At 73.0% G+C, this 22174-nt stretch carries 21 protein-coding genes and 1 pseudogene; 12 read left to right on the top strand and 10 right to left on the bottom strand.

Annotation, left to right across the window (positions count from 1 at the left end; genetic code table 11):
• Positions 1 to 10: 10 nt before the first annotated feature.
• Positions 11 to 970 carry a non-homologous end-joining DNA ligase gene (gene ligD / locus ML5_RS15520; protein ID WP_013475321.1) on the bottom strand — a complete coding sequence of 320 codons (960 nt, stop codon included), beginning with the start codon at positions 968 to 970 and terminating at the stop codon, positions 11 to 13.
• A 90-nt stretch (positions 971 to 1060) separates the two neighbouring features.
• Between ligD and ML5_RS15515 the strand changes: the two genes are divergently transcribed.
• The 3 genes from ML5_RS15515 to ML5_RS15505 all read left to right on the top strand — a co-directional run bounded on the left by ML5_RS15515 (position 1061) and on the right by ML5_RS15505 (position 4307).
• Positions 1061 to 1462, top strand: coding sequence for a helix-turn-helix domain-containing protein (locus tag ML5_RS15515; RefSeq protein ID WP_013475320.1), 402 nt, complete (start codon positions 1061 to 1063; stop codon positions 1460 to 1462).
• 91 nt (positions 1463 to 1553) lie between these two features.
• On the top strand, positions 1554 to 2099 hold the full coding sequence (locus tag ML5_RS15510; protein WP_013288294.1) for a TetR/AcrR family transcriptional regulator: 546 nt from the start codon (positions 1554 to 1556) through the stop codon (positions 2097 to 2099).
• 27 nt (positions 2100 to 2126) lie between these two features.
• Complete coding sequence (locus ML5_RS15505) at positions 2127 to 4307, top strand: MMPL family transporter (RefSeq protein WP_013475319.1); 2181 nt, start codon at positions 2127 to 2129, stop codon at positions 4305 to 4307.
• 35 nt (positions 4308 to 4342) lie between these two features.
• Here ML5_RS15505 and ML5_RS15500 read toward each other — a convergent pair whose 3' ends face one another.
• Positions 4343 to 5599 (bottom strand): erythromycin esterase family protein, encoded by a 1257-nt coding sequence (locus ML5_RS15500; protein WP_013475318.1) that lies wholly within the window; start codon positions 5597 to 5599, stop codon positions 4343 to 4345.
• A gap of 125 nt (positions 5600 to 5724) precedes the next feature.
• Between ML5_RS15500 and ML5_RS15495 the strand changes: the two genes are divergently transcribed.
• On the top strand, positions 5725 to 5922 hold the full coding sequence (locus tag ML5_RS15495; protein ID WP_013288297.1) for a DUF2795 domain-containing protein: 198 nt from the start codon (positions 5725 to 5727) through the stop codon (positions 5920 to 5922).
• A gap of 59 nt (positions 5923 to 5981) precedes the next feature.
• Here the strand turns inward: ML5_RS15495 and ML5_RS15490 are convergent, their stop codons facing one another.
• Complete coding sequence (locus tag ML5_RS15490) at positions 5982 to 6878, bottom strand: Gfo/Idh/MocA family protein (protein WP_013475317.1); 897 nt, start codon at positions 6876 to 6878, stop codon at positions 5982 to 5984.
• A gap of 131 nt (positions 6879 to 7009) precedes the next feature.
• On the opposite strand from ML5_RS15490, the gene ML5_RS15485 reads away from it, so the two are divergent.
• Positions 7010 to 7426, top strand: coding sequence for a hypothetical protein (locus tag ML5_RS15485; RefSeq protein WP_013475316.1), 417 nt, complete (start codon positions 7010 to 7012; stop codon positions 7424 to 7426).
• Positions 7419 to 7894: pseudogene (locus tag ML5_RS15480) on the top strand (hypothetical protein). The gene ML5_RS15485 and the pseudogene ML5_RS15480 overlap by 8 nt, the downstream one beginning before the upstream one ends.
• On the opposite strand, the gene fabG reads toward ML5_RS15480, so the two are convergent.
• Positions 7867 to 8625, bottom strand: a complete 759-nt coding sequence (gene fabG, locus ML5_RS15475) for a 3-oxoacyl-ACP reductase FabG (RefSeq protein ID WP_013475314.1) — start codon at positions 8623 to 8625, stop codon at positions 7867 to 7869. The pseudogene ML5_RS15480 and the gene fabG overlap by 28 nt on opposite strands.
• A 61-nt stretch (positions 8626 to 8686) precedes the next feature.
• Positions 8687 to 10339, bottom strand: a complete 1653-nt coding sequence (locus ML5_RS15470) for an alpha-amylase family protein (protein ID WP_013475313.1) — start codon at positions 10337 to 10339, stop codon at positions 8687 to 8689.
• A gap of 53 nt (positions 10340 to 10392) precedes the next feature.
• Between ML5_RS15470 and ML5_RS15465 the strand changes: the two genes are divergently transcribed.
• Complete coding sequence (locus ML5_RS15465) at positions 10393 to 10986, top strand: DUF1349 domain-containing protein (RefSeq protein ID WP_013475312.1); 594 nt, start codon at positions 10393 to 10395, stop codon at positions 10984 to 10986.
• Between the two features lie 71 nt (positions 10987 to 11057).
• A complete protein-coding gene (locus ML5_RS15460) occupies positions 11058 to 11720 on the top strand; it encodes a DedA family protein (RefSeq protein ID WP_013288304.1) in 663 nt (220 codons plus the stop codon).
• Positions 11721 to 11732: 12 nt separating this feature from the next.
• Here the strand turns inward: ML5_RS15460 and ML5_RS33190 are convergent, their stop codons facing one another.
• The 4 genes from ML5_RS33190 to ML5_RS15440 all read right to left on the bottom strand — a co-directional run bounded on the left by ML5_RS33190 (position 11733) and on the right by ML5_RS15440 (position 16104).
• On the bottom strand, positions 11733 to 13298 hold the full coding sequence (locus ML5_RS33190) for a cellulose binding domain-containing protein (RefSeq protein ID WP_013475311.1): 1566 nt from the start codon (positions 13296 to 13298) through the stop codon (positions 11733 to 11735).
• A gap of 142 nt (positions 13299 to 13440) precedes the next feature.
• Positions 13441 to 14865 (bottom strand): carbohydrate-binding protein, encoded by a 1425-nt coding sequence (locus ML5_RS15450; RefSeq protein ID WP_013475310.1) that lies wholly within the window; start codon positions 14863 to 14865, stop codon positions 13441 to 13443.
• 78 nt (positions 14866 to 14943) lie between these two features.
• Positions 14944 to 15690 (bottom strand): YidC/Oxa1 family membrane protein insertase, encoded by a 747-nt coding sequence (locus tag ML5_RS15445; RefSeq protein WP_013475309.1) that lies wholly within the window; start codon positions 15688 to 15690, stop codon positions 14944 to 14946.
• Between the two features lie 138 nt (positions 15691 to 15828).
• Positions 15829 to 16104, bottom strand: coding sequence for a DUF6412 domain-containing protein (locus tag ML5_RS15440; protein ID WP_013288308.1), 276 nt, complete (start codon positions 16102 to 16104; stop codon positions 15829 to 15831).
• A 186-nt stretch (positions 16105 to 16290) separates the two neighbouring features.
• Here ML5_RS15440 and ML5_RS15435 point away from each other — a divergent pair, with 186 nt between their 5' ends.
• The 4 genes from ML5_RS15435 to ML5_RS15420 all read left to right on the top strand — a co-directional run bounded on the left by ML5_RS15435 (position 16291) and on the right by ML5_RS15420 (position 21343).
• A complete protein-coding gene (locus ML5_RS15435) occupies positions 16291 to 17439 on the top strand; it encodes a glutamate--cysteine ligase (protein WP_013475308.1) in 1149 nt (382 codons plus the stop codon).
• A 41-nt stretch (positions 17440 to 17480) separates the two neighbouring features.
• Positions 17481 to 18854, top strand: coding sequence for an FAD-dependent oxidoreductase (locus ML5_RS15430; protein WP_013475307.1), 1374 nt, complete (start codon positions 17481 to 17483; stop codon positions 18852 to 18854).
• 131 nt (positions 18855 to 18985) lie between these two features.
• The gene (locus ML5_RS15425) at positions 18986 to 20407 is read left to right on the top strand and encodes a WGR domain-containing protein (protein WP_013475306.1); all 1422 of its coding nucleotides are present in this window, start codon (positions 18986 to 18988) and stop codon (positions 20405 to 20407) included.
• A gap of 63 nt (positions 20408 to 20470) precedes the next feature.
• Positions 20471 to 21343: an aminoglycoside phosphotransferase family protein gene (locus ML5_RS15420; RefSeq protein WP_013475305.1), complete on the top strand. Its 873-nt coding sequence runs from the start codon at positions 20471 to 20473 to the stop codon at positions 21341 to 21343.
• A 1-nt stretch (position 21344) separates the two neighbouring features.
• On the opposite strand, the gene ML5_RS15415 is transcribed toward ML5_RS15420, so the two are convergent.
• Positions 21345 to 22154 carry an Fpg/Nei family DNA glycosylase gene (locus ML5_RS15415; RefSeq protein ID WP_013475304.1) on the bottom strand — a complete coding sequence of 270 codons (810 nt, stop codon included), beginning with the start codon at positions 22152 to 22154 and terminating at the stop codon, positions 21345 to 21347.
• Positions 22155 to 22174 lie beyond the last annotated feature (20 nt).

Below are 22174 nucleotides of genomic sequence, written 5' to 3'. Positions count from 1 at the left end.
CGGACCGGCGTCACCCGGCCTCGCGGCGGGCCTTGGCGCGGCGCTTGCCCTCGTGCATCGCCTGCACCCGGGCAACCGGGATGGTCCGCCCCTGCTCGACCAGGTCCGCCGGCAGGCGCTGCGGCGCGGGCAGCGCCTCCGCCCAGGGATCCCGGTCCCCCAGCAGGCCCGGCACGGTCCGCACGGTGAAGTCGGCCGGGGTCGCGCTCTCCAGATCGGTCCAGCCCACCGGGTACGACACCGGGGCGCCGGGCCGGATCCGGGGGCTGTAGGCGGCCACCACAGTCGCGCCGTACGCCCGGGTGGAGTCGACGAAGACGCGGCCGCCGCGGTCGGCGACGATGAACGCGGTGGTCGCGGCCGCCGGGTCGAGCCGTTCGGTACGGACGGCGAGAGCGCGGGTCGCGGCGGCGGCCTCCTCCGCGGTGGTGGCCGGGTCCACCGGCACGACCACGTGCAGCCCCTTGGCGCCGCTCGTCTTCACCGCGCCGGCGAGCCCGGCGTCGGCGAGCGCCTGCTGGACCAGCAGGGCGACCCGCACCACGGCGCCGAACGCGTCCCCCTCCGGCGGGTCCAGGTCGAGCACCAGGTGGGACGGGTGCTCGGGCGCACCGGCGCGGGCCAGCGTCGGGTGGTACTCCACCGCCCGCTGGTTGGCGAACCAGAGCAGCGTCCGCCGGTCGTCGCAGAGCGCGTACGAGATCCGCCGGTGCGACGCCTCCGCCCACACCTCGGTGCGGCGCACCCAGCCGGGCGTGTACTTCGGCAGGTTCTTCTGCATGAACGGCTCCTGGCCGGGCCGCACCCGCAGCACCGACAGCGGCCGGTCCCGCAGTTCCGGCAGGATCCGGTCAGCCATCGCGTCGAGGTAGTCGACCAGGTCGCGTTTGGTCGCCCCGGCGCCGTCGAACAGCGGCTGGTCGAGGTTGGTCAGCGACACTCCGGCCCGGGTCTCGTCGGCGGCGCCCATCGGACCACCATCCCGGGCCGGGCCCGGCTCGGCAACCCCGACACGGTGCCCGGCGCGCCGCACCGGCCGGCACCTGCGACGATCGGGGGCGTGGGTGAGGCGGAGTCGGAGCGGTGCGGACCGGACGCGGCGGTGCAGGCGAGCGCCTGCACCGTGCGGGAGGCGCTGGACCGGGTCGGCGGCAAGTGGGCCATCGGCATCCTGATCGCCGCCTCGGCCGGTCCGGTCCGCTTCACCGAGCTGGAGCGCCGGGTGGAGGGGATCAGCCGCCGGATGCTCACGCTGACGCTGCGCAATCTGGAGCGGGACGGGCTGCTTCACCGGCACGTGCATCCCACCGTGCCGCCGAAGGTGGAGTACACCGCCACGCCGATGGCCCGGGAGCTGTACGAGTCGCTGGTGGCGCTGACGAGCTGGGCGGAGCGGCACCGGGAGGCGATCAGCGCGGCCCGGGCCGAGTACGACCGCACACACGGCCGCCCACCGGCCTGACCTGCGAAAACGGTTCGCTGTGGCGAACGCCACGCGTGCGATCTGACCGATCGGTCAGCACCTGACCGATCGGTCAGGCATGCTGGAGGACATGGCGCGACCCACCACCGCCACCCACGACGAGCTGCTGGCCGCGGCCGCTCGCCGGTTCGCCGTCACCGGGTACAAGGGCACCTCGCTGCAGGACATCGCCCGCGATGTCGGCTGCTCCAAGGCGACGGTGCTCTACCACTTCGCCAGCAAGGACGCCCTGCTCTGCGAGCTGATGGCCCCGGCCATCACGATGCTGGAGGAGCTGGACGTCCGCATCGCCGCGCACACCGGCGCCGAGGCCCAACGCGTCGCCGCGGACGGCTTCGTCGACCTGGCGGTCCGCTTCCGCCGGGAGATCGCGCTGCTCCGGGGAGAGTTCCCCGACCTGCTCCAGCAGCCCGCGTTCGCCCACATCCAGCAGATCTCCGAACAACTCATCGCCGCCTTCTCCGGCTTCTCCGACCGTCCGGAGGCACGCGTCGCGGCGCTCGTCGTGCTCGCCGGCATCGCCGAGACCTGCGGTGAGTTCCTGGACATCCCCGACGACCAGCTGCGACCCGCGCTGCTCGCCGTGGCGTACCGCGCGCTCGAAGTCACCACCTGATCCGAACCCCGAGGACAAGGAAGGTCCATGGCGACCCTGCTGTACCGGCTCGGCCGGGCATCCCTGCGCCGGCGGCGACTCGTCGCCGTCGTCTGGCTCGTCGTACTCGTCGGACTCGGCCTGGCCGCGGCCACGCTGAGGGGCCCGACGGCGAGCAACTTCACCATGCCGGGCACCGAGTCGCAGAAGGCGATCGACCTGCTCGCCGACCGCTTCCCGGCGGCCAGCGGCGCCACCGGCACGATCGCGATCAAGGCGCCGCAGGACGGCGCGCTGACCTCACCCGCCGGACAGGCGGTGGTCAAGCAGGTCACGCAGGAGGCGGCCACGCTCCCGGGCGTGGTCGGCGCGGTCGACCCGTACCAGGCGCAGGCGCTCACCCCGGACGGCCGGTACGCGCTGATCCAGGTGCAGTTCGCCGGCGGCGCGGACGAGGTGACTGACGAGCAGCGCGACGCGTACGAGAAGGTCGGCGCGCAGGCCGAGGCGCAGGGCTGGCAGATCGCCCCCGGCGGCGAGGTGCTCAACGGTGAGCCGGAGGTCGGCTCGACCGAGGCGATCGGCGTGCTGGTCGCGGCGATCGTTCTGGTGATCACGTTCGGCTCGCTCGTGGCGGCCGGGATGACCATGCTGAACGCGCTCATCGGCGTCGGCGTCGGCATGGCCGGTCTGTTCGCGCTCAGCGGCGCGGTCGAGCTGACCAGCACCGCGCCGATCCTGGCGCTGATGCTCGGCCTCGCGGTCGGCATCGACTACTCGCTGTTCATCACCTCCCGGCACCGGCAGAACCTGCTCGACGGACTCTCCCCGGAGGAGGCGGTCGGCCGTGCGGTCGGCACCGCCGGCTCGGCTGTGGTCTTCGCCGGCGCGACGGTCGTGGTGGCGCTCGCCGGCCTGGCCGTGGTGGGCATCCCGTTCCTCACCGTGATGGGCCTGGCCGCCGCCGGCACCGTCACAGTGGCCGTGCTGGTGGCGATCACGCTGGCTCCGGCGCTGCTCGGCTTCGCCGGACACAAGGTGCTGCCGCGCAAGCTGCGTGACCGCAAGGCGGTCGAGGACCCGACCACCGGCTCGGAGGACCGCTCCGGCTTCGGCTTCCGCTGGGCGCGGTGGGTGACCAGACTGCGCATCCCGGTGATCCTGGTCGGGCTGCTCGGCCTCGGCCTGCTCGCGATCCCGGCCCAGGACATGCGCCTGGCGCTGCCGGACGCCTCCGCCGCCGCCGAGGGCACCCCGGCCCGGGTCAGCAGCGATCTGATCCGCGAGGGCTTCGGCCCCGGCTTCACCGGCCGGCTCGCGGTCGTGGTGACGGCCGACTCGCCGCAGGCCACCCAGGCCGCCATTCCGCAGGTGACCGCGCTGGTCCAGAAGACCGACGGGGTGCTGGCGGTGGCCCCGCCGCAGGTCGACCCGTCGGGGCGTACCGCGCTGATCGGGGTGATCCCGAAGACCGGGCCGACCGAGGAGGCCACCGAGACGGTGGTGCACGACATCCGCAAGCAGGTGTCGGGCATCCAGAACGCCGACGTGCTGCTCACCGGCGTCACCGCTGTCGGCATCGACGTGTCGGAGAAGCTCTCCGACGCGCTGCCGGTCTACCTGCTGCTGGTGGTGGGCCTGTCGATCCTGCTGCTGATGCTGGTGTTCCGGTCGATCCTGGTGCCGGTCAAGGCGGCGCTGGGCTTCCTGCTCACCGTGGCGGCCACGTTCGGCATCACTGTGGCGGTGTTCCAGCAGGGCCACCTGGCCGACCTGGTCGGCCTGGACACCCCGGCCCCGCTGGTCAGCTTCCTGCCGATCCTGCTCATCGGCATCCTGTTCGGCCTGGCCATGGACTACGAGGTCTTCCTGGTCTCCCGGATGCGCGAGGACTTCGTGCACGGCGACACCGCCCAGCAGGCCACCATCAACGGCATGGGGCACGGCGCCCGGGTGGTCACCGCCGCCGCGCTCATCATGATCTCGGTGTTCGGCGGCTTCGTCTTCCTGGAGGACCCGATCATCAAGTCGATGGGCTTCGCGCTCGCGATCGGTGTCGCCATCGACGCGTTCGTGGTCCGGATGACGATCGTGCCGGCGGTGATGTCGCTGCTGAACAACGCCGCATGGTGGCTGCCGCGCTGGCTGAACAAGATCCTGCCCAACGTGGACGTCGAGGGTGAGGGCCTGCGCGCCCACCTCGCCGAGAAGCAGCACGCGAACGTGTGATCCGCACGGGTGGGGCCCCCGCGGGGCCCCACCCGTCACACACCCGCCGGATACGTCTCCATCTCACCGGGCGTGACGCACGTCGGCAGCGGGTGCAGCGCTGTGGCCTCGTCGCACCAGATGAACGCGTCGTAGCGTTCACCCAGCCGGGTCGGCACGTAGTTGCCCCAGGACTCGAAGCTCGGGTCGTACACCACCCCGATGGCCCGGTGGTCCGCCTCGCCGGTCACCCATTCCGGCTGGTCGTCGCCGCCGAAGACCAGCACCGCCCGGTCCGGCATCAGCTCGTGCAGCCGATGCTCCACCGAGCCCTCCCGCGCCGGTGGGACCACCATCGTCTCGGCCGGTGAGCCCCAGCGCGGCGCGGCCACCACGCTGCCGCGCCAGCTGCCGAAGCCGATCAGCGCCACCGCGTCCCGGCCGTGCCGTTCCCGGCCGAGCTGCCCGATGTTGACCATGCCGTCCGCCGCCATGTCGGTGGCCCGGGCATCGCCGACGTGCGTGTTGTGCGCCCACACGATGCCCCGCGAGCCCGGCCCGTACCGGTCGAGCAGCCGGTCGAGCGTGTCGGCCATGTGGACGTCACGGACGTTCCACGACTCGGGGCCGCCGCCGACCATGGCCCGGTAGTACCGCTCCGCGCCGGCCACCACCTCCGCGTTCTGCCAGGCCGAGAAGCGGTCCGGGCCGTCCGCGGCGGCCTGTTCCCGGGTACGCGCCAGCAGCCGGACCACCTCCTCCTCGCACCGGGCGGAGACGAACCGGCTGGCCGTCCCGTACTCCTCGGCCCGTTTGCCGTACGGCTCGAAGCAGCGGTACGCCTCCTGGGCCGCCTCCAGCGAGGCCGGATCCTCCTCACCGAGGTAGTCGAAGATGGCCTGCATCGACTCCCAGAGGGAATACACGTCCAGCCCGTGGAAGCCGGCCCGCTCCCCCTCGGGGCGTTCCAGGTTCCACGCTCGCAGCCAGCGGCAGAAGCGGGCCACCTCGGCGTTCGCCCACATCCAGGTGGGCCAGCGTTCGAACCGTTCCAGCGCGGCGAGCGGATCGGCCGGCCCGTCCGGCGCGCCCACCACCGACCGGTGCACCCGGTCGCAGTCCGGCCAGTCCCCCTCCACCGCCACGAAGTCGAACCCCTGTTCGGCGATGAGCCGCCGGGTCAACTGCTCCCGCAGCCGGTAGTAGTCGTAGCTGCCGTGCGTCGCCTCACCGATCATCACCACCCGGGCGTCCCGCACGCGGTCCAGCAAGGGGTCGAAGTCGCTCGGCGCGCCGAGCCGCTGTACCAGCATGTCAGCGGCTACCCGGGGCCCGCCGGGACAAACCGCCGCCGCTGGGTCCGGCGGCGGGCGTACGGCGGACCCGGGCCGCACCCGCCGGCGGGCATGGTGCCGGGCTCAGTGGGTAGCCGGGCGGCATGACCGTCACCGGTGCGCAGTTGCGGGAGTTCCTGGCCGGGCTCGACTACCCGGTCTCGCGGGAGGACCTGGTCCGCTGGGGCCAGGAGAACGGCGCCGACACCGAGGCGCTGCAGGCGCTGCGGTCCCTGCCGGCCGAGGAGTTCCACACCCCCACCGAGCTGGGCGAGGCGCTGGTCACGCTGGCCGACGCCTGACCGGTGGGTGTTAAGCGGGGGCCCCTCCTCTACCGGAGGCGTTAAGAAGGGGCCCTTCCTTACATCTCGACGGTGCGGCCCTGGGCGCGGGCGGTCTGCGCGGCGTCCAGCACCGCCACCACCTCGCGGCCGAACCGCACGTCGCAGCGGTGGTCGCGGGTGCCCGCGTCGACCTCCTCCAGCAGCTGGTCGAGCGCGGCGCCGAACGCCTGGAGCGCGCTGCCGTCGCCGGGCGGGACGGTCTCGGTGCCGTTCTCGCCGAAGAAGACGAAATCCCGGGTGACCGCCTCGGACGGCGCGTCCAGGGTGAGCGAGAGCGAACTGGTCGCGCCGCCGTCGTGGGTGAGCAGCAGGTGCACCAGGCCGCTCGGGCCGTCCATCGCGGCGACCCGGGTGACCCGGCCGAGCACCGGCAGGATCAGCGACAACGCGTGCGGGCCGATGTCCCAGAGCGCGCCGCGCTTTCGCCGCCAGGTCGAGTCGCCGTACGGGTTCCCGGGCTGGAAGATCGACGCGAACATGGTGGCGCGGGCGTGCTGCCAGCCGCCGGCCGCCGCGGTCGAGGCGAGGAAACCGGTGACGTTCGGGTGGAAGCGCTGGGTGAAGAAGACCACCGAGGCCACCCCGGACGCCTGCGCCGCGTCGACCACCCGGTCGGCGTCGGCGAGGTCGAGCGCCAGCGGCTTGTCCAGCAGCAGGTGCCGGCCGGCGGTGGCCGCCCGCACGGCGATGTCGGCCTGCACGTCCGGCGGGAGCGCCACGGCGACCGCGTCGCAGGCGTCGATGAGCGCGTCGACGTCGGTGAAGGCCGGTACGCCGTGCCGGGTGGCCAGTTCCTCCGCCTTCGCGGGGTTGCGCCCCCAGACGCCGGCGAGCCGGGCCCGCGGGTGCGCCTCGATGGCCGCGGCGTGCGTCTCCGCCGCCCAGTAACCCGTGCCGAACAACCCGAACCGCACCCCGGCCCCCTGCCGTCGACGTCCGCCACCGGCGTACGCCGGGACCGTGATCCACGCTAGTCCCCCGGCCCGTCCGGCGCGCCCCGACCCGGCGGGCGAGCCGCTACTACACGGATTAGTAGGCTGTGCCGGTGAACGACACCGTGTCGACGACCAGCGCGGCGGCCGCCTCCGCCTCCCCGGTGGAAGGGCCGCTCGCCACGGTCGCGATCGTGATCTCGCTGGCGCTCGCCGTCTGGGCCCTGGTGGCGGCGGTACGCCACCGGCCGCCGGACCGGATCCAGTTCGTCGGCCTGGCCGTGCTGGAGGTGGCGCTGCTCGCGCTCACCGTGACGGCAATCGTCGCGCTCGGCGGCGGCGAGCGGCCGGGCGAGCCGGGCGCGTTCTTCGGCTACCTGGCGACGCTCGTCTGCCTGCCGCCGCTGGCCTGGGTGCTGGCCCGGATGGAGCCGACCCGCTGGGGCTCGGGCATCGTCTGCGCGATCTGCCTGGTCACGCCCGTGGTGGCGGTACGGCTCCAGCAGACCTGGGAGGTCCTCGGTGGCTGACACCACGACCGCGCACGAGCAGCGCGCCACCAACCGCGGCCCGGGACGGCTGCTGATCGCCGTCTACATCGTCTTCGCCATCGCCGCGACCTCGCGGGCCGGCTTGCAGATCGCCACGAAGTTCGACGAGGCGCCGGTGGCGTACCTGCTCTCCGCGCTCGCCGCGCTGATCTACATCGTGGCGGCGGTCGGGCTGGCCCGCGCCGGGCACACCGGCCGCCGGATCGCGCTCGCCTGCTGCACAGTCGAACTGGTCGGCGTGCTCGGCGTGGGCGTGCTGAGCATCGCCGACAAGGAGCTGTTCCCGGACGAGACGGTGTGGTCCGACTTCGGCAGCGGCTACGGCTACGTGCCGCTGGTGCTGCCGGTGCTCGGCCTGTTCTGGCTCTGGCGCACCCGGCGCGACCCCGCCTGAGCGGGCCCGCGCCGGGTCGGGCCGGTCAGTCCTTCGGACCGCCGGCGACGTAGATGACCTGACCGGAGACGAACGACGCGCCCTCGCTGGCAAGGAACGAGATGGTGTGCGCGACGTCCTCCGGACGGCCGGGACGGCGTACCGGGATCTCGGCGGCGGCGTGCTTCTGGAGATCGTCGAAGTCGACCTTCATCCGCGCCGCGGTCGCCGCGGTCATGTCGGTGACGATGAAGCCCGGCGCGACCGCGTTGACGGTCACCCCGAACGGGCCCAGCTCGATCGCCAGCGTCTTGGTGAAGCCCTGGAGGCCGGCCTTGGCGGCCGAGTAGTTCGCCTGGCCCCGGTTGCCGAGCGCGGAGGTGCTGGACAGGTTGACGATCCGGCCCCACTTCGCCTCGACCATGTGCTTCTGCGCGGCCTGGCTGAACAGGAACGCCCCGCGCAGGTGCACGCCCATGACCGTGTCCCAGTCGCCCTCGGTCATCTTGAACAGCAGGTTGTCGCGCAGCACACCGGCGTTGTTGACGAGCACTGTCGGCGCGCCCAGTTCGGCGGCGATCCATTCCACGGCGGCCTCGACCTGGGCCCGGTCGGACACGTCGGCGCCGACGCCGAGAGCCCGGCCGCCGGCCGAGCCGATGGCGTCCACCGTCTCCTTGGTGGCGGACTCGTCGATGTCGACCACGGCGACGGCCATGCCGTCGGCCGCCAGCCGGCGGGCGGTCGCCGCGCCGATGCCGCGCGCGGCTCCGGTGACGATGGCGACGCGGGGCTCCTCCGACATGCTTACCTCCCGGTAACTTGTGGCTCGATCGAAGGAGCTTAACCCGCCGGTACGCCGCCCCCTACCGCTCGTGGCCCCGGCAGAGCCGGATCCACCGGTAGCCGTACCCGCCGAGCTTGAGCCGGTCGAGCTTGCCCACGTCCTCGTAGTTGCGGTCGCTGAGCACGTCGATCGGCAGGTCCGCCTCCGGCGCCAGCGTGCTCAGGTCGACCTCGACGTCTTCGGTGCCGAGGTTGTGCAGGAAGACCATGGTCCCGGTACGACCGTCGGCGCGGTGCGCGAGCACGCCCGGCGGCATCGGCACGTCGATGTGGGTGGTGCTGCCCGAGCCGGTCTCCGGCGCCTCGCGCAGCGTCCGGATCATCCGCTCGAACCAGCCGAGCAGCGACCGCGGATCCTTGCGCTGGGCGGTGACGTTGACCTTCTGGTAGCCGTACTCGCCCTTGTCGATCACCGGGCGGACCAGCTTCTCCGGCTCGGCCGTGGAGAACCCGGCGTTGTCCGCGTACGACCACTGCATCGGGGTACGGATCGCGTCGCGCCCGTCCAGCGACAGGTTCTCCCCCATGCCGATCTCCTCGCCGTAGCGCAGCACCGGCGTGCCGCGCAGCGAGAACTGGAGCGAGTACGCCAGCTCCATGTGCCGGCGGTCGTTGCCGAGCATGGGCGCGAGACGACGGCGGATGCCCCGGCCGTAGAGCTGCATGTTCTCGTCCGGCCCGAACTTCGCCAGCACGTCGTTGCGCTGGTCGGCGGTGAGCCGGGACAGGTCGATCTCGTCGTGGTTGCGCAGGAACGTCGCCCACTGGCCGCCGGTGGGCAGCTTCGGGGTGTCGCGCAACGCCTCGATGATCACCTCCGGGTCCTCCCGGGCCAGGGCGAGCATCAGCCGGCCGTTGAGCATGAAGTCGAAGAGCATGTGGATCCGGTTGCCCGAGCCGCTGCCGTCGCCGAAGTAGACGGGCAGCTCGTCCGGCTCGACGTTCGCCTCGGCCAGCAGGACCGCGTCGCCGCGCCGCCACTGCACGTGCTGGCGCAGGTCGGTGAGGAAGTCGAAGTCCTTCGGCGAGTTCGGGTTGCCCGGCTCGGTGCGCTCGATGATGAACGGCACCGCGTCCATCCGGAAACCGGAGACGCCGAGCTGGAGCCAGAACGAGGTGATCTTCTTGATCTCCGCGCGGACCTTCGGGTTCTCGATGTTCAGGTCCGGCTGGAACTTGTAGAAGCGGTGGTAGTACCACGCCTTGGCGGTCCGGTCGTAGGTCCACGTCTCGTGCTGCTCGCCGGGGAAGACCATGCCCTGGTGGCGGTCGTCCGGCTCGTGGTCGGCCCAGACGTACCAGTCCCGGTACGGCGAGTCGGGCGAGGACCGGGCGGACTGGAACCACGGGTGCTGGTCCGAGGTGTGGTTGACCACCAGGTCGATGATCACCCGGATGCCCCTGTTGCTCGCCTGGTGCAGCAGCTCGGCGAAGTCGCCGAGCGTGCCCAGGCGCGGGTCGACGTTGTAGAAGTCCGTGGCGTCGTACCCGTCGTCCTCGTTCGGCGAGGGGTGGATCGGGTTCAGCCACAGGCAGGTCACGCCGAGCCGGGCCAGGTAGTCCAGCCGGCCGATCAGCCCCTGGAAGTCACCCACCCCGTCGCCGTCGGAGTCCGCGTACGTGTCGACGTCGAGGCAGTAGACGACCGCCTCCTGATACCACCTGTCACCCATGCGAGGACTACTTCTCCGAACGCGCGCGACGGCAAACCCGGTACGGTGCTCCGATGAGCGAGGAGGCGTACGACTGGTCCGCCGGCACCTGGCTGAACCCGCCGGAGCGGGCCGAGCCGGTCGGTCGCGGCCTGCTCGTCGAGCCGCGCGGCGGCAGCGACTTCTGGCGGCGCACCAGCTACGGCTTCGTGCACGACGACGGCTCGGCGCTACTCGCTCCGTTCGGCGTGGACAGCGCCGTGGAGGTGTCGTTCCTGCTCGACTACTCGGAGCAGTTCGACCAGGCCGGCGTGCTGGTGCGGGTGGACGAGCGGCGGTGGACCAAGGCCGGGGTCGAGGTGAGCGACGGTTCGCCGCAGGTGGGCGCCGTGGTCACCGACGAATTCTCCGACTGGTCGGTGGCGCCGGTGCCGCAGTGGTCGGGCCGGGGGGTGACGGTCCGGGTGAGCCGGGCCGGCGACGCGCTCACCGTGCGGGCCCGGTGCGAGGACGAGCCGTGGCGGCTGGTCCGCGTCGCCCCGCTCGATCCGGCGGCGCAGGCGTCGGCCGGGCCGTACTGCTGCTCGCCCAGCCGGGGCGGCCTGCTGGTCCGCTTCACCGGCTGGCGGCGGGGTCCGGCGGACGCCGCGCTGCACCCGGAGGGCTGAGTCACAGGTGTGACAGCCGCCGGTCCGGGTAACACCTTCGGATCTCCGGCTCTCGCGTGGAAGGACCCCCCATGGCCCTGGCCCAGGACGTCGACCCGAACCAGTTCACCGGGCTGACCGGCTGGGTGGCGAGCGTGATCGACTCGCTCGGCGCGGTCGGCGTGGCACTGCTGGTGGCGCTGGAGAGCATCATCCCGCCGATCCCGAGCGAGATCGTGCTGGCGATGGCCGGTTACCTGTCCGCCGAGGGCCGGTTCAACGTGGTGTTCATCGTGGTCGCCGCGACGGTCGGCTCGCTGCTCGGCGCGCTGGTGCTCTACTGGCTCGGCGCGGCGCTCGGCGAGGAGCGGCTCAAGCGCTGGCTGGACCACATCCCGCTGGTCGACCTGCAGGATCTGGAGAAGGCCGACCGCTGGTTCGAGCGGCACGGCCGGTGGGCGGTGCTGATCGGCCGGGTGGTGCCGGTGGTCCGCAGCCTGGTCTCCATCCCGGCCGGCGCGAACCGGATGCCGCTCGGTGAGTTCATCCTGCTCACCACGCTCGGCAGCGGGGTGTGGAACGCCCTGATCGTCGGCGCCGGGTTCACCCTGGGCTCGCGGTGGGAGGACGTCGACAAGTACAGCCAGTGGTTCAACTACGCGATCTTCGCCGTCTTCGGTTTCATGATCGTGAGCTGGGCGGTGAAGAAGGTGCGCCGGCGGCGCGCCCGGCAGTCGGTGACCACCGGGCGCTGACCGCCGCGCGGGTCAGAAGCCCGCGGTGATGCCGGTGAACTCCCAGGTGTTCTGCGCGATGCCGGAGCAGTTGGCGACCACGCCGCCGCCGGGGCAGGGCCGGTCCCGGTTGACCGACCAGAACGTGAACCGGGCCAGGCCGCGCGCCTTCGCCCAGTCGCGGATCTGCGTCCAGGTGGCCGGCGAGGTCAGCTCCTGCTGGTCGGAGAGGCCGTTCATGCCGGACAGGCCCATGTGCGCGTACGCGGTGGCGTCCGACCAGCCGAACGCGTTGCGCAGCGCGGTCTTCAGGCCCTCGGCCGCGTTCACGGTGTTCTGGTACATGTTCGCGCCGCCGCCGAAGTCGAACGGCATGATGGTGAACACGTCGATCCCGGCGCCCTTGGCCGCCGCCTGGTTGATCAGCCGGGTGCCGTAGTACGACGGCCCGGTGGTCGAGGTGCCGAACGTGATGATCGTCTTGATCCCCGGGTTGTTCTGCTTGACGATCTTCAGGGCGTCCAGGATGCGGTCCTGCACCACCTCGTTCTCGAACTCGTCGCTGTTCTCGATGTCGATGTCGATCGCCTTCAGCCCGTACGCGTTGATGACCTGCTGGTACGCGCCGGCCAGGGCAGCGGCGGACGAGCAGTTCGGGCCGAGCTTGTTGCCGCTCCAGCCGCCGAAGGACGGGATGACGTCGCCGCCGGCCGCCTTGATCGCGGCGATGGTGGTGGCGTGCGTGCCGCCGGTCAGCGGGCCGCTGCCGTCCCAGGCCGGGGTGCAGCCGCCGCCGGAGAGCACGAACGCGATGGTGAACCACTTGACGCCGGTCGCGCCCATCACGGTGGCGGGCGCGGGCGGGTCGCCCCAGCCCGGGTAGAGGTACGGCGCGGCGGCCATCGCGCCTCCGCCGCCACCGGTGCACCCGCTCGTGGTGGCCGCGACCGCCGCCGACTTCGCCGACTCGCCGGTGCCGTTGTACGCGGTCACGGTGTAGCTGTGCCCGCTGCACGCGGCCAGCCCGGAGACGGTGGCCGAGGTGCCGGTGACTGTGGCCTTGACCGTGCCGCCCTCGTACACCCGGTAGCCGGTGACGGTGCCGGAGACCGCGTTCCAGGCGAGCGAGACGGCGGACGCGGTGGTGCCGGTGACCCGCAGCCCGCCCGGCGTGGCCGGTGCGCCCGGGTTGCCAGGGTTGCCGCCGCCGGTGCAGGAGGCGCCGTTGACTGTGCAGTTCACCGGGTCGCCGGTGCCGCTGACGACGAAGCCGAAGCTGGTGCTGGCGCCCGGGGCGAGCGCGCCGTTCCAGGACTGGTTGACGGCTGTGACGTGCTGGCCGGAGGTGGTCAGCCGGGCGTCCCAGAACGAGCCGAGCGTGCTGCCGGACGGCAGGTCGAACTGGACGTTCCACGAGGAGATCGCGGCGGAGCTGTCGTTGGTGACTGTGAACCGGGCCTCGTACCCGCTGCTCCAGCTGGAGGTGCGGACGAACGCGGCGGTGGCGGCGGAGGCGGGTGGCGCGGCGAGCAGGGCACCGGCGACCACGGCGGTGGTCAGCGCGGCGGCGAGCGTCGCCAGGCGGGGGCGGAGTCTCACGGCGTCCTCCAGGGGACGGGCGGGGGTGGAGAGGGATTCACAACCGTCGACGTGCGCCTATTATTAAGAGTGTTAACTGTTTCTGTCCAGCACCGGCGCGGCCCGAACCCCGGAGGGGGTCCGGGCCGCGTCCCGGCCGCACTCAGCGGCGGAAGGTGAACCAGTTGACGTTGACGAAGTCGGACGGCTGGCCGCTGCTGAACGTCAGGTAGACCGTGTGCCGCCCGGTCACCGCGCCGACGTTGCCGGGCACCGAGCGCCAGGTCTGCCAGCCGCCGGTGTTGCCTACTGCGAAACTGCCGATCGGCGGCGCGGTCGGGCTGTCCACCCGGACCTCCACCAGCCCGCTCACGCCGGACGCCGCGCCGGAGGCGACCCGGGCCACGAAGTCGCGCGGCGGCGTCGAGCCGAAGTCGACGTTGTCGTAGCGGGCCCAGTCGCCGTTGGCGAGCCAGCCGATGTCCTGGCCGCCTTCGGCGCACGCCTCCACCTGCACGCCGTTCTGCGCGTTGAACGACTCGGCCTGGATCGTCGCGTACGCGTCGCGCACCCCGCCCGGCGGCGGCGTGGTCGGCGTGGGCGACGGGTTGCTCCCGCCGCCCCGGGTGTAGACGGCCACGTAGTCGACGAGCATCGACCGGCCGGGCACCGTCGCCGCGGTGGGCGTCGCGGAGCCGGCCACGCCGTCCGGGAAGCCGCCACCCATCGCCACGTTGAGCAGCAGGAAGTAGCCGGCGTGGTTGGTCATCTGACTCCAGTACGGCTCACCGATCTGGTTCTGCCCGACGGTGTGGAAGAGCTGGCCGTCGACGTACCAGCGCAGTTGCTGCGGGCTGGTCGAGGCGTCCCACTCGAACCGGTAGGTGTGGAACGCCGACTGGCAGGTGCTGCCCGGGCAGGCCCGGGAGGCGCCGATGCCGTTGAACTCCCCGCACGGGCCGCCCGGCGCGACGCCGCAGTGCAGCACGCCCCAGACCGAGTTGATCCCGTTGACGTTCTCCATCACGTCGAACTCACCGATGCCCGGCCAGTTCTGGTAGTTGCCCCGGTACGGCGAGCCGAGCGCCCAGAACGCCGGCCAGTACCCGGACGCCGCCGCGCCCGTCACGTTCGGCATCTGGATCCGGCCCTCCAGGGCCAGCACACCACCCGACGGCGGCTTGAAGTTCGCCCGTACCGTCTCGATCCGGGCCGAGGTCCAGCGGCCGGCCGAGTCCCGCAGTGGCGTGATGCGCAGGTTGCCCGAGCCGTCGTGGGCCAGGTTCGCGGTGCTGGACGTGTAGGTCTGGATCTCGCCGGTGCCCCAGTTGGCCGGGCCGCCCGGGTAGCCGGTGCCGGTGTCGATGATCCAGTTGGCGGACGAGGGCAGCGTGCCGGCGGAGCCGGTGAAGTCGTCGCTCCACACCAGGCTCCACCCGGGCGGTGTCGGGGGCACCGCGGCCTGGGCGGTCATCGAGACGCCCGCGAGCGCTGTGGTGAGCGCGAGGACACCGGCGGCCAGGGCGAGCCGGCGGCGTGTTCGGGGCACGGTGGCGGAGGCGGCCGGGGCCGCCGGGATCGGATTCATTCGGGGTGCCTCTCTGCGGGGACGGGTCCGGGAGAGCGCTCTCTGAGAGCGATTTCTACGCGCCCGCCCCCGCACTTGTCAACGCTTGTCGATGGCCGCCGCCGGCTGCGGCCGGCGCAGCACCACCTGCTCCAGCGCCGTCCACGCCGTGGTGGTGACCAGATAGAGCACCGCCGCCAGCGGCACCACGAGCGCCACCAGCACCGTGCCGTACGGCAGCAGCGGCAGCACCCGCCCGAGCACCGCCGCGCCCGGACCCTCGGCCGGCGTCCCGGCCACGGTGCCGGTGGCGGCCGACGCCCGGCGCATCCGCCGCGACGACCACCAGGCCAGCGCGAGCAGCGCGGCCAGCAGCACGCCGAACACCAGCGGCACCGGGCCGGCCAGGCCGTCGCCGAGGTGCCACCCCAGCGGTACGCCGGCGAGCCGCTCCCCCAGCAGCTCCGGCGCGCCGTCACCGGTGGCGAACAGGCGGTACATGACCAGGAAGAACGGTGCCTGCAACAGCGCCGGCAGGCAGCCCGCGACCGGGCTGGCACCGGCGTTGCGGTAGAGCGCGAACAGCTCGCTCTGGAGGCGGGCCGGGTCGTCGGCGTACCGGCGCTGGAGTTCCCGTACCTCGGGGGCGAGCGCGGTGCGACGCCGCTCCCCGCGGACCTGGGCCACTGTCAGCGGGGAGATCAGCAGCCGGACGGCGACTGTGAACAGGACGATGGCGGCCGCAGTCGCGGCGCCGCCGGTGAGCGGGGCGAGCACGTCGGCGAGCCAGGTGACGACTGTGGCCGCGGCCGAGGCCGCGGAGTGCAACGGTGCGAAGGCGAGCATGGGTGGACCCCTCGATGGCGATTCCGGGTGTCCCGGGCAGCGACGTGCCGCACGGCGGGACGGATGACGACGGAATCGGCCGCGGAAGCCGGGATGGAGGGATCTACCGGCCCGCCGACGCGGGCCGGAAGAAGGTGGCTACGCGGCCGAGGGGTGCAGACCGGGAGCGCGGGGGCGCGGACGCCCCGGTGCGTCCGGGTCGACCTGCCGGGGCACCCCGCGACGGCGGGCGCGGGCTCGCAGCGCGGCGGCGAACCGGGTGCCGGGCGGCGTGGGCAGCGCGCGGACCCGCAGCGCGAGCAGGGTGGCGAGCAGCAGCGCGGCGACGACGGCCGCACCGGCGATCAGCCCGGCCGGCCGGTCGGCGAACAGGGCGAGGGCGTACGCCCACGCTCCCGTCAGCACCGCCAGCATCCCCGTCACACGGCCACCCTAGCCCGCCGTGTCACGCCCCGCGGGCCCGTGCACGCCCACCGGCGGCACGACCCGTTCGGGCGAACCGGCGCCGACACGCCCAGCGGCACGTTTCCCCAAACGGACACGGTGGGTAACAGGTCCTCGACCACGCGGCACGGTGCCGCGAGCGGTCCGGAGGAGACGGTGGTGACGATGAGTGGCTCAGTGGCGGAGCGGGAGCGGAGCGCCGCATCGGGCGGAACCGACCTGCTGACAGTCGGCGTCGAGGAGGAGTTCCTGCTCGCCGACCCGCACACCGGGACCGCCGTACCCGCCGTCGACCTGGTCATGGAGCAGGTGCCGGCCGAGCTGCGCGGTCAGGTGGAACGCGAGTTCCAGACCAGCCAGATCGAGATCGGCAGCCCGCCCGGGCTGGACCTGTCCTCGATCCGGCACTCGCTGTCGATGCTGCGCGCCGAACTGGCCGACGCGGCCGAGCGGGCCGGCGTACGGCTGCTCGCGATCGGCACCGGGCCGGTCGACGGGCCGGTGCCGCCGGTGGTGGACAAGCCGCGCTTCGACCGGATGATCGAACGGTTCCGGCTGCTGGTGCCCGGTCCCGGCAACAACGGCATGCACATCCACGTCGGCATCCCCGATCCGGACACCGGTGTGCAGGTGCTCAACCACGTCCGGCCCTGGCTGCCGATCCTGCACGCGGTCACCGCCAACTCCCCGTTCTCCCGGGGCGAGGACACCGGGTACGCGAGCTGGCGCTCGGTGGAGTGGGAACGCTGGCCGTCGGTCGCGCCCACCCCGTACCTGGAGTCGCACGAGCACTACGAGCGGCTGATCCGGCAGCTCATCGCCAGCGGCGTGATGCTGGACGAGGGGATGCTCTACTGGTACGCCCGGCTGTCCGCGAAGTACCCCACGGTGGAGATCCGCATCGGCGACGTCTGCCCGTCGGTGGACGACGCGGTGCTGGTGGCGGCGCTGGTCCGCGCGCTCGTCGCCACCGCGCTCACCGACATCGCCGCCGGCCGCCCGGCCGTCAACACCGACCACCACCTGCTGGTGGCGGCGCACTGGCGGGCCGCCCACGACGGGCTGGAGGGCGAGGGCGTCGACCTCACCGACGGTGAGCTGCGCCCGGCCTGGGAGCTGCTGGACCGGCTCGTCGACCGGCTGCGCCCCGAACTGGAACGGCACGGCGACCTGGACCGGGTGACCGACCTGCTGGGCGGGCTGCGGCGGCACGGCAGCGGCGCGGCACGACAGCGGGCGGTGTTCGCGCGTACCGGCAGCCTCGTCGACGTGGTCGCGGACGTGGCGCGGCAGACCCGTGGCTGAGCGGCCACGCGGCCGTGGCCCGGCGTGACAGGATGGGCGACGTGGCCGAGCGCATGATCGTCATCGGCGGCGACGCCGCCGGGATGTCGGCGGCGTCGCAGGCGCGTCGCCGCCGCGACCGGTCCGAGCTGGAGATCGTCGCGTTCGAACGCGGGCACTTCACCTCCTACTCGGCCTGCGGCATCCCCTACTGGGTCAGCGGCCTGGTCGAGGAGCGGGACGAGTTGATCGCCCGCGACCCGAAGACCTTCCGCGACGACTTCGGCATCGAGGTCCGCACCCGGCACGAGGTCACCGCCATCGACCTGGACCGCCGCGAGATCCTCGCGCGTGACCTGGACGGCGGCGGCGAGGTCCGCGCCGGTTTCGACACCCTGGTGTACGCCACCGGCGCGTCCCCGGTGCAGCCGGACTGGGCACGCGACGACGTGTCAGGGGTGTTCGGCGTGCAGACGCTCGACGACGGCGCGGCGCTCATCGGCTGGCTCGAACGCGAGCCCCGGCCCCGGCGCGCGGTGGTCGTCGGTGGCGGCTACGTCGGCGTCGAGATGGCCGAGGCGCTCGTGCAGCGCGGGCTCTCCGTCCAGCTCGTGGAGCAGGCCGACCAACCGATGTCGACAGTCGACCCGGACATGGGCGAGCTGGTGGCCGACGCGATGCGCGCGACCGGCATCGGCGTCCGCACCGGCCTCCAGGTCACCGGTCTCCAGGAGCGGGACGGCCGGATCTCCGCGGTGGTCACGAACGAGGGGCCGATCCCGGCCGACGTCGTGGTGCTGGGTCTCGGCGTACGCCCCAACACCGCGCTCGCCGAGGCCGCCGGCCTGCCGATCGGCCCCTCCGGGGCGGTCCGTACCGACCGCCGGATGCGGGTGCCGGGCGTACCCGGCGTGTGGGCGGCGGGCGACTGCGTCGAGTCGCTGCACCGGGTCAGCGGCATGCCGGTGCACATTCCGCTCGGCACGCACGCCAACAAGCAGGGCCGGATCGCGGGCATCAACATCGGCGGCGGGTACGCCACCTTCCCCGGCGTCATCGGCACCGCCGTCACCAAGGTCTGCGAGCTGGAGGTGGGCCGCACCGGGCTGCGCGAGCGGGACGCGCGGGAGGCCGGCTTCGAGTTCGTCACAGTGCTGGCCCAGTCGACGAACCGGGCCGGCTACTACCCGGGGTCGCGGCCGATGACGGTCAAGCTGATCGCCGAGCGGCTCAGCGGGCGGTTGCTCGGGGCGCAGATCGTCGGCTGGTCCGAGGCGGCCAAACGGATCGACGCGCTCGCGGTGGCACTGTGGAACGGCATGACAGTGGACGAGATGACGGCGCTCGACCTGGGGTACGCGCCGCCGTACGCCCCGGTGTGGGATCCGGTGCTGATCGCCGCCCGCAAGGCCGTCGACGCCCTCGCCGCCGTGTAAGGAAGGGCCCCCTATTAACGCCTCCGGTAGAGGAAGGGCCCCTTCTTAACATCGACACCCGGGTTTGTCGGTGCCCGGCGTTAGCGTGTGCGCGTTGCCGGTTCGGCACTTCCCCTCGGAGGTATACCCCCATGTCCCAGGAGACGACCTACCTCGAACTGTCCGAAGTGGATGGTGGAGCGCACAAGTTCTACGAGGTGGTGGTCGACGACACCGCGATGACAGTGCGCTACGGGCGGATCGGCGACCAGGGCCAGGTGAAGACCAGCACCTTCCCGGACAACGCCCGCGCCCGCGCCGCCGCCGCGAAGAAGATCGGCGAGAAGGTCCGCAAGGGGTACGCCCCGGCGGTGCCCGGCGTACGCCAGAAGCGGACGGTGTCGCGCCGGCAGATCGTCAGCACCCGCTCGACCGCCCGCACCGCCCCGGTCCTCTGGCGGTACGCCTCGGGCGCGCCCGCCTTCGGCATCTTCGTCGACGACCGGCACTGCATGGTCGGCAACGAGCACGGCGTGATCACCACGCTCGACCACGACGCCCGGCTGGTCAACCAGGTCCGGCTCCCCGACGGGGTGAAGTGCATCGTCGCCGACGACGCCTGGGTCTACGCCGGCTGCGACGACGGCAACGTCTACGACCTGTCCGGCAAGGTGCCGCGCGCGGCGTACGCGATCGCGCCCGAGATCGACATCTACTGGCTCGACATCCACGACGGCGTGCTGGGCGTGTCCGACCGCGACGGCGGCATCTCCGCGATCGACCACGAGGACGAGTTCCTCTGGCGCCGGCCGGGGCGGGGCCGGTCGGCGTGGATGGTGCGCTGCGACGCCGACGCGCTCTACCACGGCCACTCGCAGGGGGTCACCGGTTACGACTGGCGCACCGGGCGCGAGCTGTGGCACACCGGCACCGGGGCCGTCCTGTTCGGCTGGCAGGAGCGGGACGCCGTCTTCGCCGGCACCGGCACCCGCGAGGTGGTGCGCCTGCGCAAGGACGGCCGGGCCGAGCAGGTCTACCGCTGCGACGCCGCGGTCTTCTCCTGCGCCACCGCCGAGGGCGGCCGGTACGTGTTCGCCGGTGACAGCGCCTCCTCGATCTACTGCTTCGACCAGGCCGGCAACCGGCTGTGGAAGCTCGGCACCGGCTGCGGCTCGGCGTACTCGATGCAGTACCACGACAACCGGCTCTACGTGGTCACCACGAGCGGCTACCTGGCCTGCATCGACGCGAGCGAGGCGGCGATCCGGGCGGCCGAGGCGGGCAGCGTCCCCGACGTGGTCGACGTCAAGGCGCCGGCGCGGATGCCCGAGACGGCCGCCTGGACGTCGGTCGAGGTGACCACCGACGACCGCGACGGCGTGCTGGTGCAGTGCGTCGAGCAGGGCGGCCGACTGCGGGTGCACGTCCTCGCCGACGGTTACCGGCGGGACTGGTCGGTGCAGTTCCCCAAGGGCATCCGGGAGCCGGGCGCGCGCTACCTGGTCACCGAGGTCCGCGAGTCCGGCCGGGGCGGCTTCTACCGGGCGTACGGGGACATCCGCCGGCTGCGCTGACCGCAGACCGGCGAGCCCCGGCCCGGGACAGCGGATCGTCGCCGCACCGGTCAGGATGTCTGGATGCGGTGCGACATTCCTGACGGGCTGCGCTGGGTCGAGCAGACCGAGGCCGGCCGGGCGTGGCTCGCGGAGCTGCCCGGCCGGCTGGCCCACTGCGTCGCGCGGTGGGAGCTGACGGTCGGCCCGCCGTTCGCGTACGCGTTCGCCTCGCTGGCGCTGCCCGCGACACTCCCCGACGGCACCCGGGCGGTGCTGAAGCTCCAGTACCCGGACGACGACAGCGTCCACGAGGCAACGGCGCTGGCGCACTGGGACGGGCGCGGCGCGATCCGGCTGCTCGCCCACGACGCCGATCGGCGCGCACTGCTGGTCGAGCGGTGCGACCCCGGCACGCCGCTGCATTCGCTGGCCGCCGACGCGGCGCTCGACGTCGCGGTCGGCCTGCTACCAGGGCTCGCGGTGCCGGCCGGTGAACCGTTCACGCCGCTGGCCGAGGAGGCGGCCGGCTGGGCGGAGCGGATGCCTGGTAACTGGCGACGGGCCGGCTGCCCGTACGAGCGGCGCCTGCTCGACACCGCGCTCGGGCTGCTCGCGGAGCTGGCGCCGAGCCAGGGTGAGCAGGTGCTCGTCAACCAGGACCTGCATGCCGGCAACATCCTGGCCGCCGGGCGCGAACCGTGGCTGGTGATCGACCCGAAGCCGCTGGTCGGCGAGCGGGAGTTCACGGTGGTGCCACTCGTGCGCGGCGCGGAGCTGGGTCACTCCCCCTCGGCGGTGCGGCACCGGCTCGACCGGCTCAGCGCCGAGCTGGGCCTCGACCGGGAGCGGGTACGCGGCTGGGCGATCGGCCAGACGGTGGCCTGGAGCATCGGCGGCGACCAGGTCTTCCCCGGCAACGTCGAGGCGGCCCGCTGGCTGCTCGACGAGATGTGACTCAGCCCGCCTGGCAGGTGGGGCACCAGTAGAGGTTGCGTCCCGCGAGCGCGCCCCGGCTGACCGGGGTGCCGCAGACGTGGCAGGGCGCGCCGGGGCGGCGGTAGACGTACACCTCGCCGCCGTGCCTGTCGACGCGCGGCGCACGGCCGGTCGCCTCCGGCAGGTCGGCGTCGCGCACGGTGTCGATGCGGCCCCGCTCGACCGCGCGGGTCATCAGCGTCACCAGGTCCGCCCAAAGCTCGGCCCAGCCGGCCGGCGTCAGCTCCCGGCCGGGCAGCAGCGGCGGCAGGCCGGCCCGGAACAGCGCCTCGGTCACGAAGATCAGGCCGGTGCCGGCCACCACCGACTGGTCGAGCAGCAGCGCGGCCAGCGGGGTGGGACTGCGGCGGATCCGGGCGTACGCCCGGTCCGGGTCGGCGTCGGCGCGCAGCGGGTCCGGCCCGAGCCGGTCGCGCAGCGCCGCCACCTCGGGCGGGGTCAGCAGCTCGCAGGCGGTCGGGCCGCGCAGCTCCAGCCAGTGCCGGTCGCTGTGCAGGCGCAGCCGCAGCTGCCCGACCGGGGCCGGCGGCTCCCCCGGCCCGTCGGCGAACTTCCCGTACAGACCCAGGTGTACGTGCAGCGTCAACTCGCCCGCGTAGTGGTGCAGCAGGTGCTTGCCGTACGCCTCGGTGCCGTCCAGAACGGTGCCGCTCAGGCGGGCCGCGCCCTCGGCGAAGCGCCCCTGCGGGCTGTCGGCGTGCACCTTGTCGCCCGCGAACAGCTCGGCGTGCCGGGCGGCGAGGCGGTGGATGGTGTGTCCCTCTGGCACAACGACCAAGCGTAGCCAGC

Origin of the sequence: Micromonospora sp. L5, assembly GCF_000177655.2 — a bacterium.
Taxonomy (GTDB): domain Bacteria; phylum Actinomycetota; class Actinomycetes; order Mycobacteriales; family Micromonosporaceae; genus Micromonospora; species Micromonospora aurantiaca.
This window is presented reverse-complemented; position numbering and strand designations above follow the sequence as displayed.

Coding starts and splice junctions, on each gene's coding strand:
- ligD (WP_013475321.1), bottom strand. CDS start 970: ATGGGCGCCGCCGACGAGACCCGGGCCGGAGTGTCGCTGACCAACCTC.
- ML5_RS15510 (WP_013288294.1), top strand. CDS start 1,554: ATGGCGCGACCCACCACCGCCACCCACGACGAGCTGCTGGCCGCGGCC.
- ML5_RS15505 (WP_013475319.1), top strand. CDS start 2,127: ATGGCGACCCTGCTGTACCGGCTCGGCCGGGCATCCCTGCGCCGGCGG.
- ML5_RS15500 (WP_013475318.1), bottom strand. CDS start 5,599: ATGCTGGTACAGCGGCTCGGCGCGCCGAGCGACTTCGACCCCTTGCTG.
- ML5_RS15495 (WP_013288297.1), top strand. CDS start 5,725: ATGACCGTCACCGGTGCGCAGTTGCGGGAGTTCCTGGCCGGGCTCGAC.
- fabG (WP_013475314.1), bottom strand. CDS start 8,625: ATGTCGGAGGAGCCCCGCGTCGCCATCGTCACCGGAGCCGCGCGCGGC.
- ML5_RS15470 (WP_013475313.1), bottom strand. CDS start 10,339: ATGGGTGACAGGTGGTATCAGGAGGCGGTCGTCTACTGCCTCGACGTC.
- ML5_RS15465 (WP_013475312.1), top strand. CDS start 10,393: ATGAGCGAGGAGGCGTACGACTGGTCCGCCGGCACCTGGCTGAACCCG.
- ML5_RS15460 (WP_013288304.1), top strand. CDS start 11,058: ATGGCCCTGGCCCAGGACGTCGACCCGAACCAGTTCACCGGGCTGACC.
- ML5_RS15450 (WP_013475310.1), bottom strand. CDS start 14,865: ATGAATCCGATCCCGGCGGCCCCGGCCGCCTCCGCCACCGTGCCCCGA.
- ML5_RS15445 (WP_013475309.1), bottom strand. CDS start 15,690: ATGCTCGCCTTCGCACCGTTGCACTCCGCGGCCTCGGCCGCGGCCACA.
- ML5_RS15440 (WP_013288308.1), bottom strand. CDS start 16,104: ATGCTGGCGGTGCTGACGGGAGCGTGGGCGTACGCCCTCGCCCTGTTC.
- ML5_RS15425 (WP_013475306.1), top strand. CDS start 18,986: ATGTCCCAGGAGACGACCTACCTCGAACTGTCCGAAGTGGATGGTGGA.
- ML5_RS15420 (WP_013475305.1), top strand. CDS start 20,471: ATGCGGTGCGACATTCCTGACGGGCTGCGCTGGGTCGAGCAGACCGAG.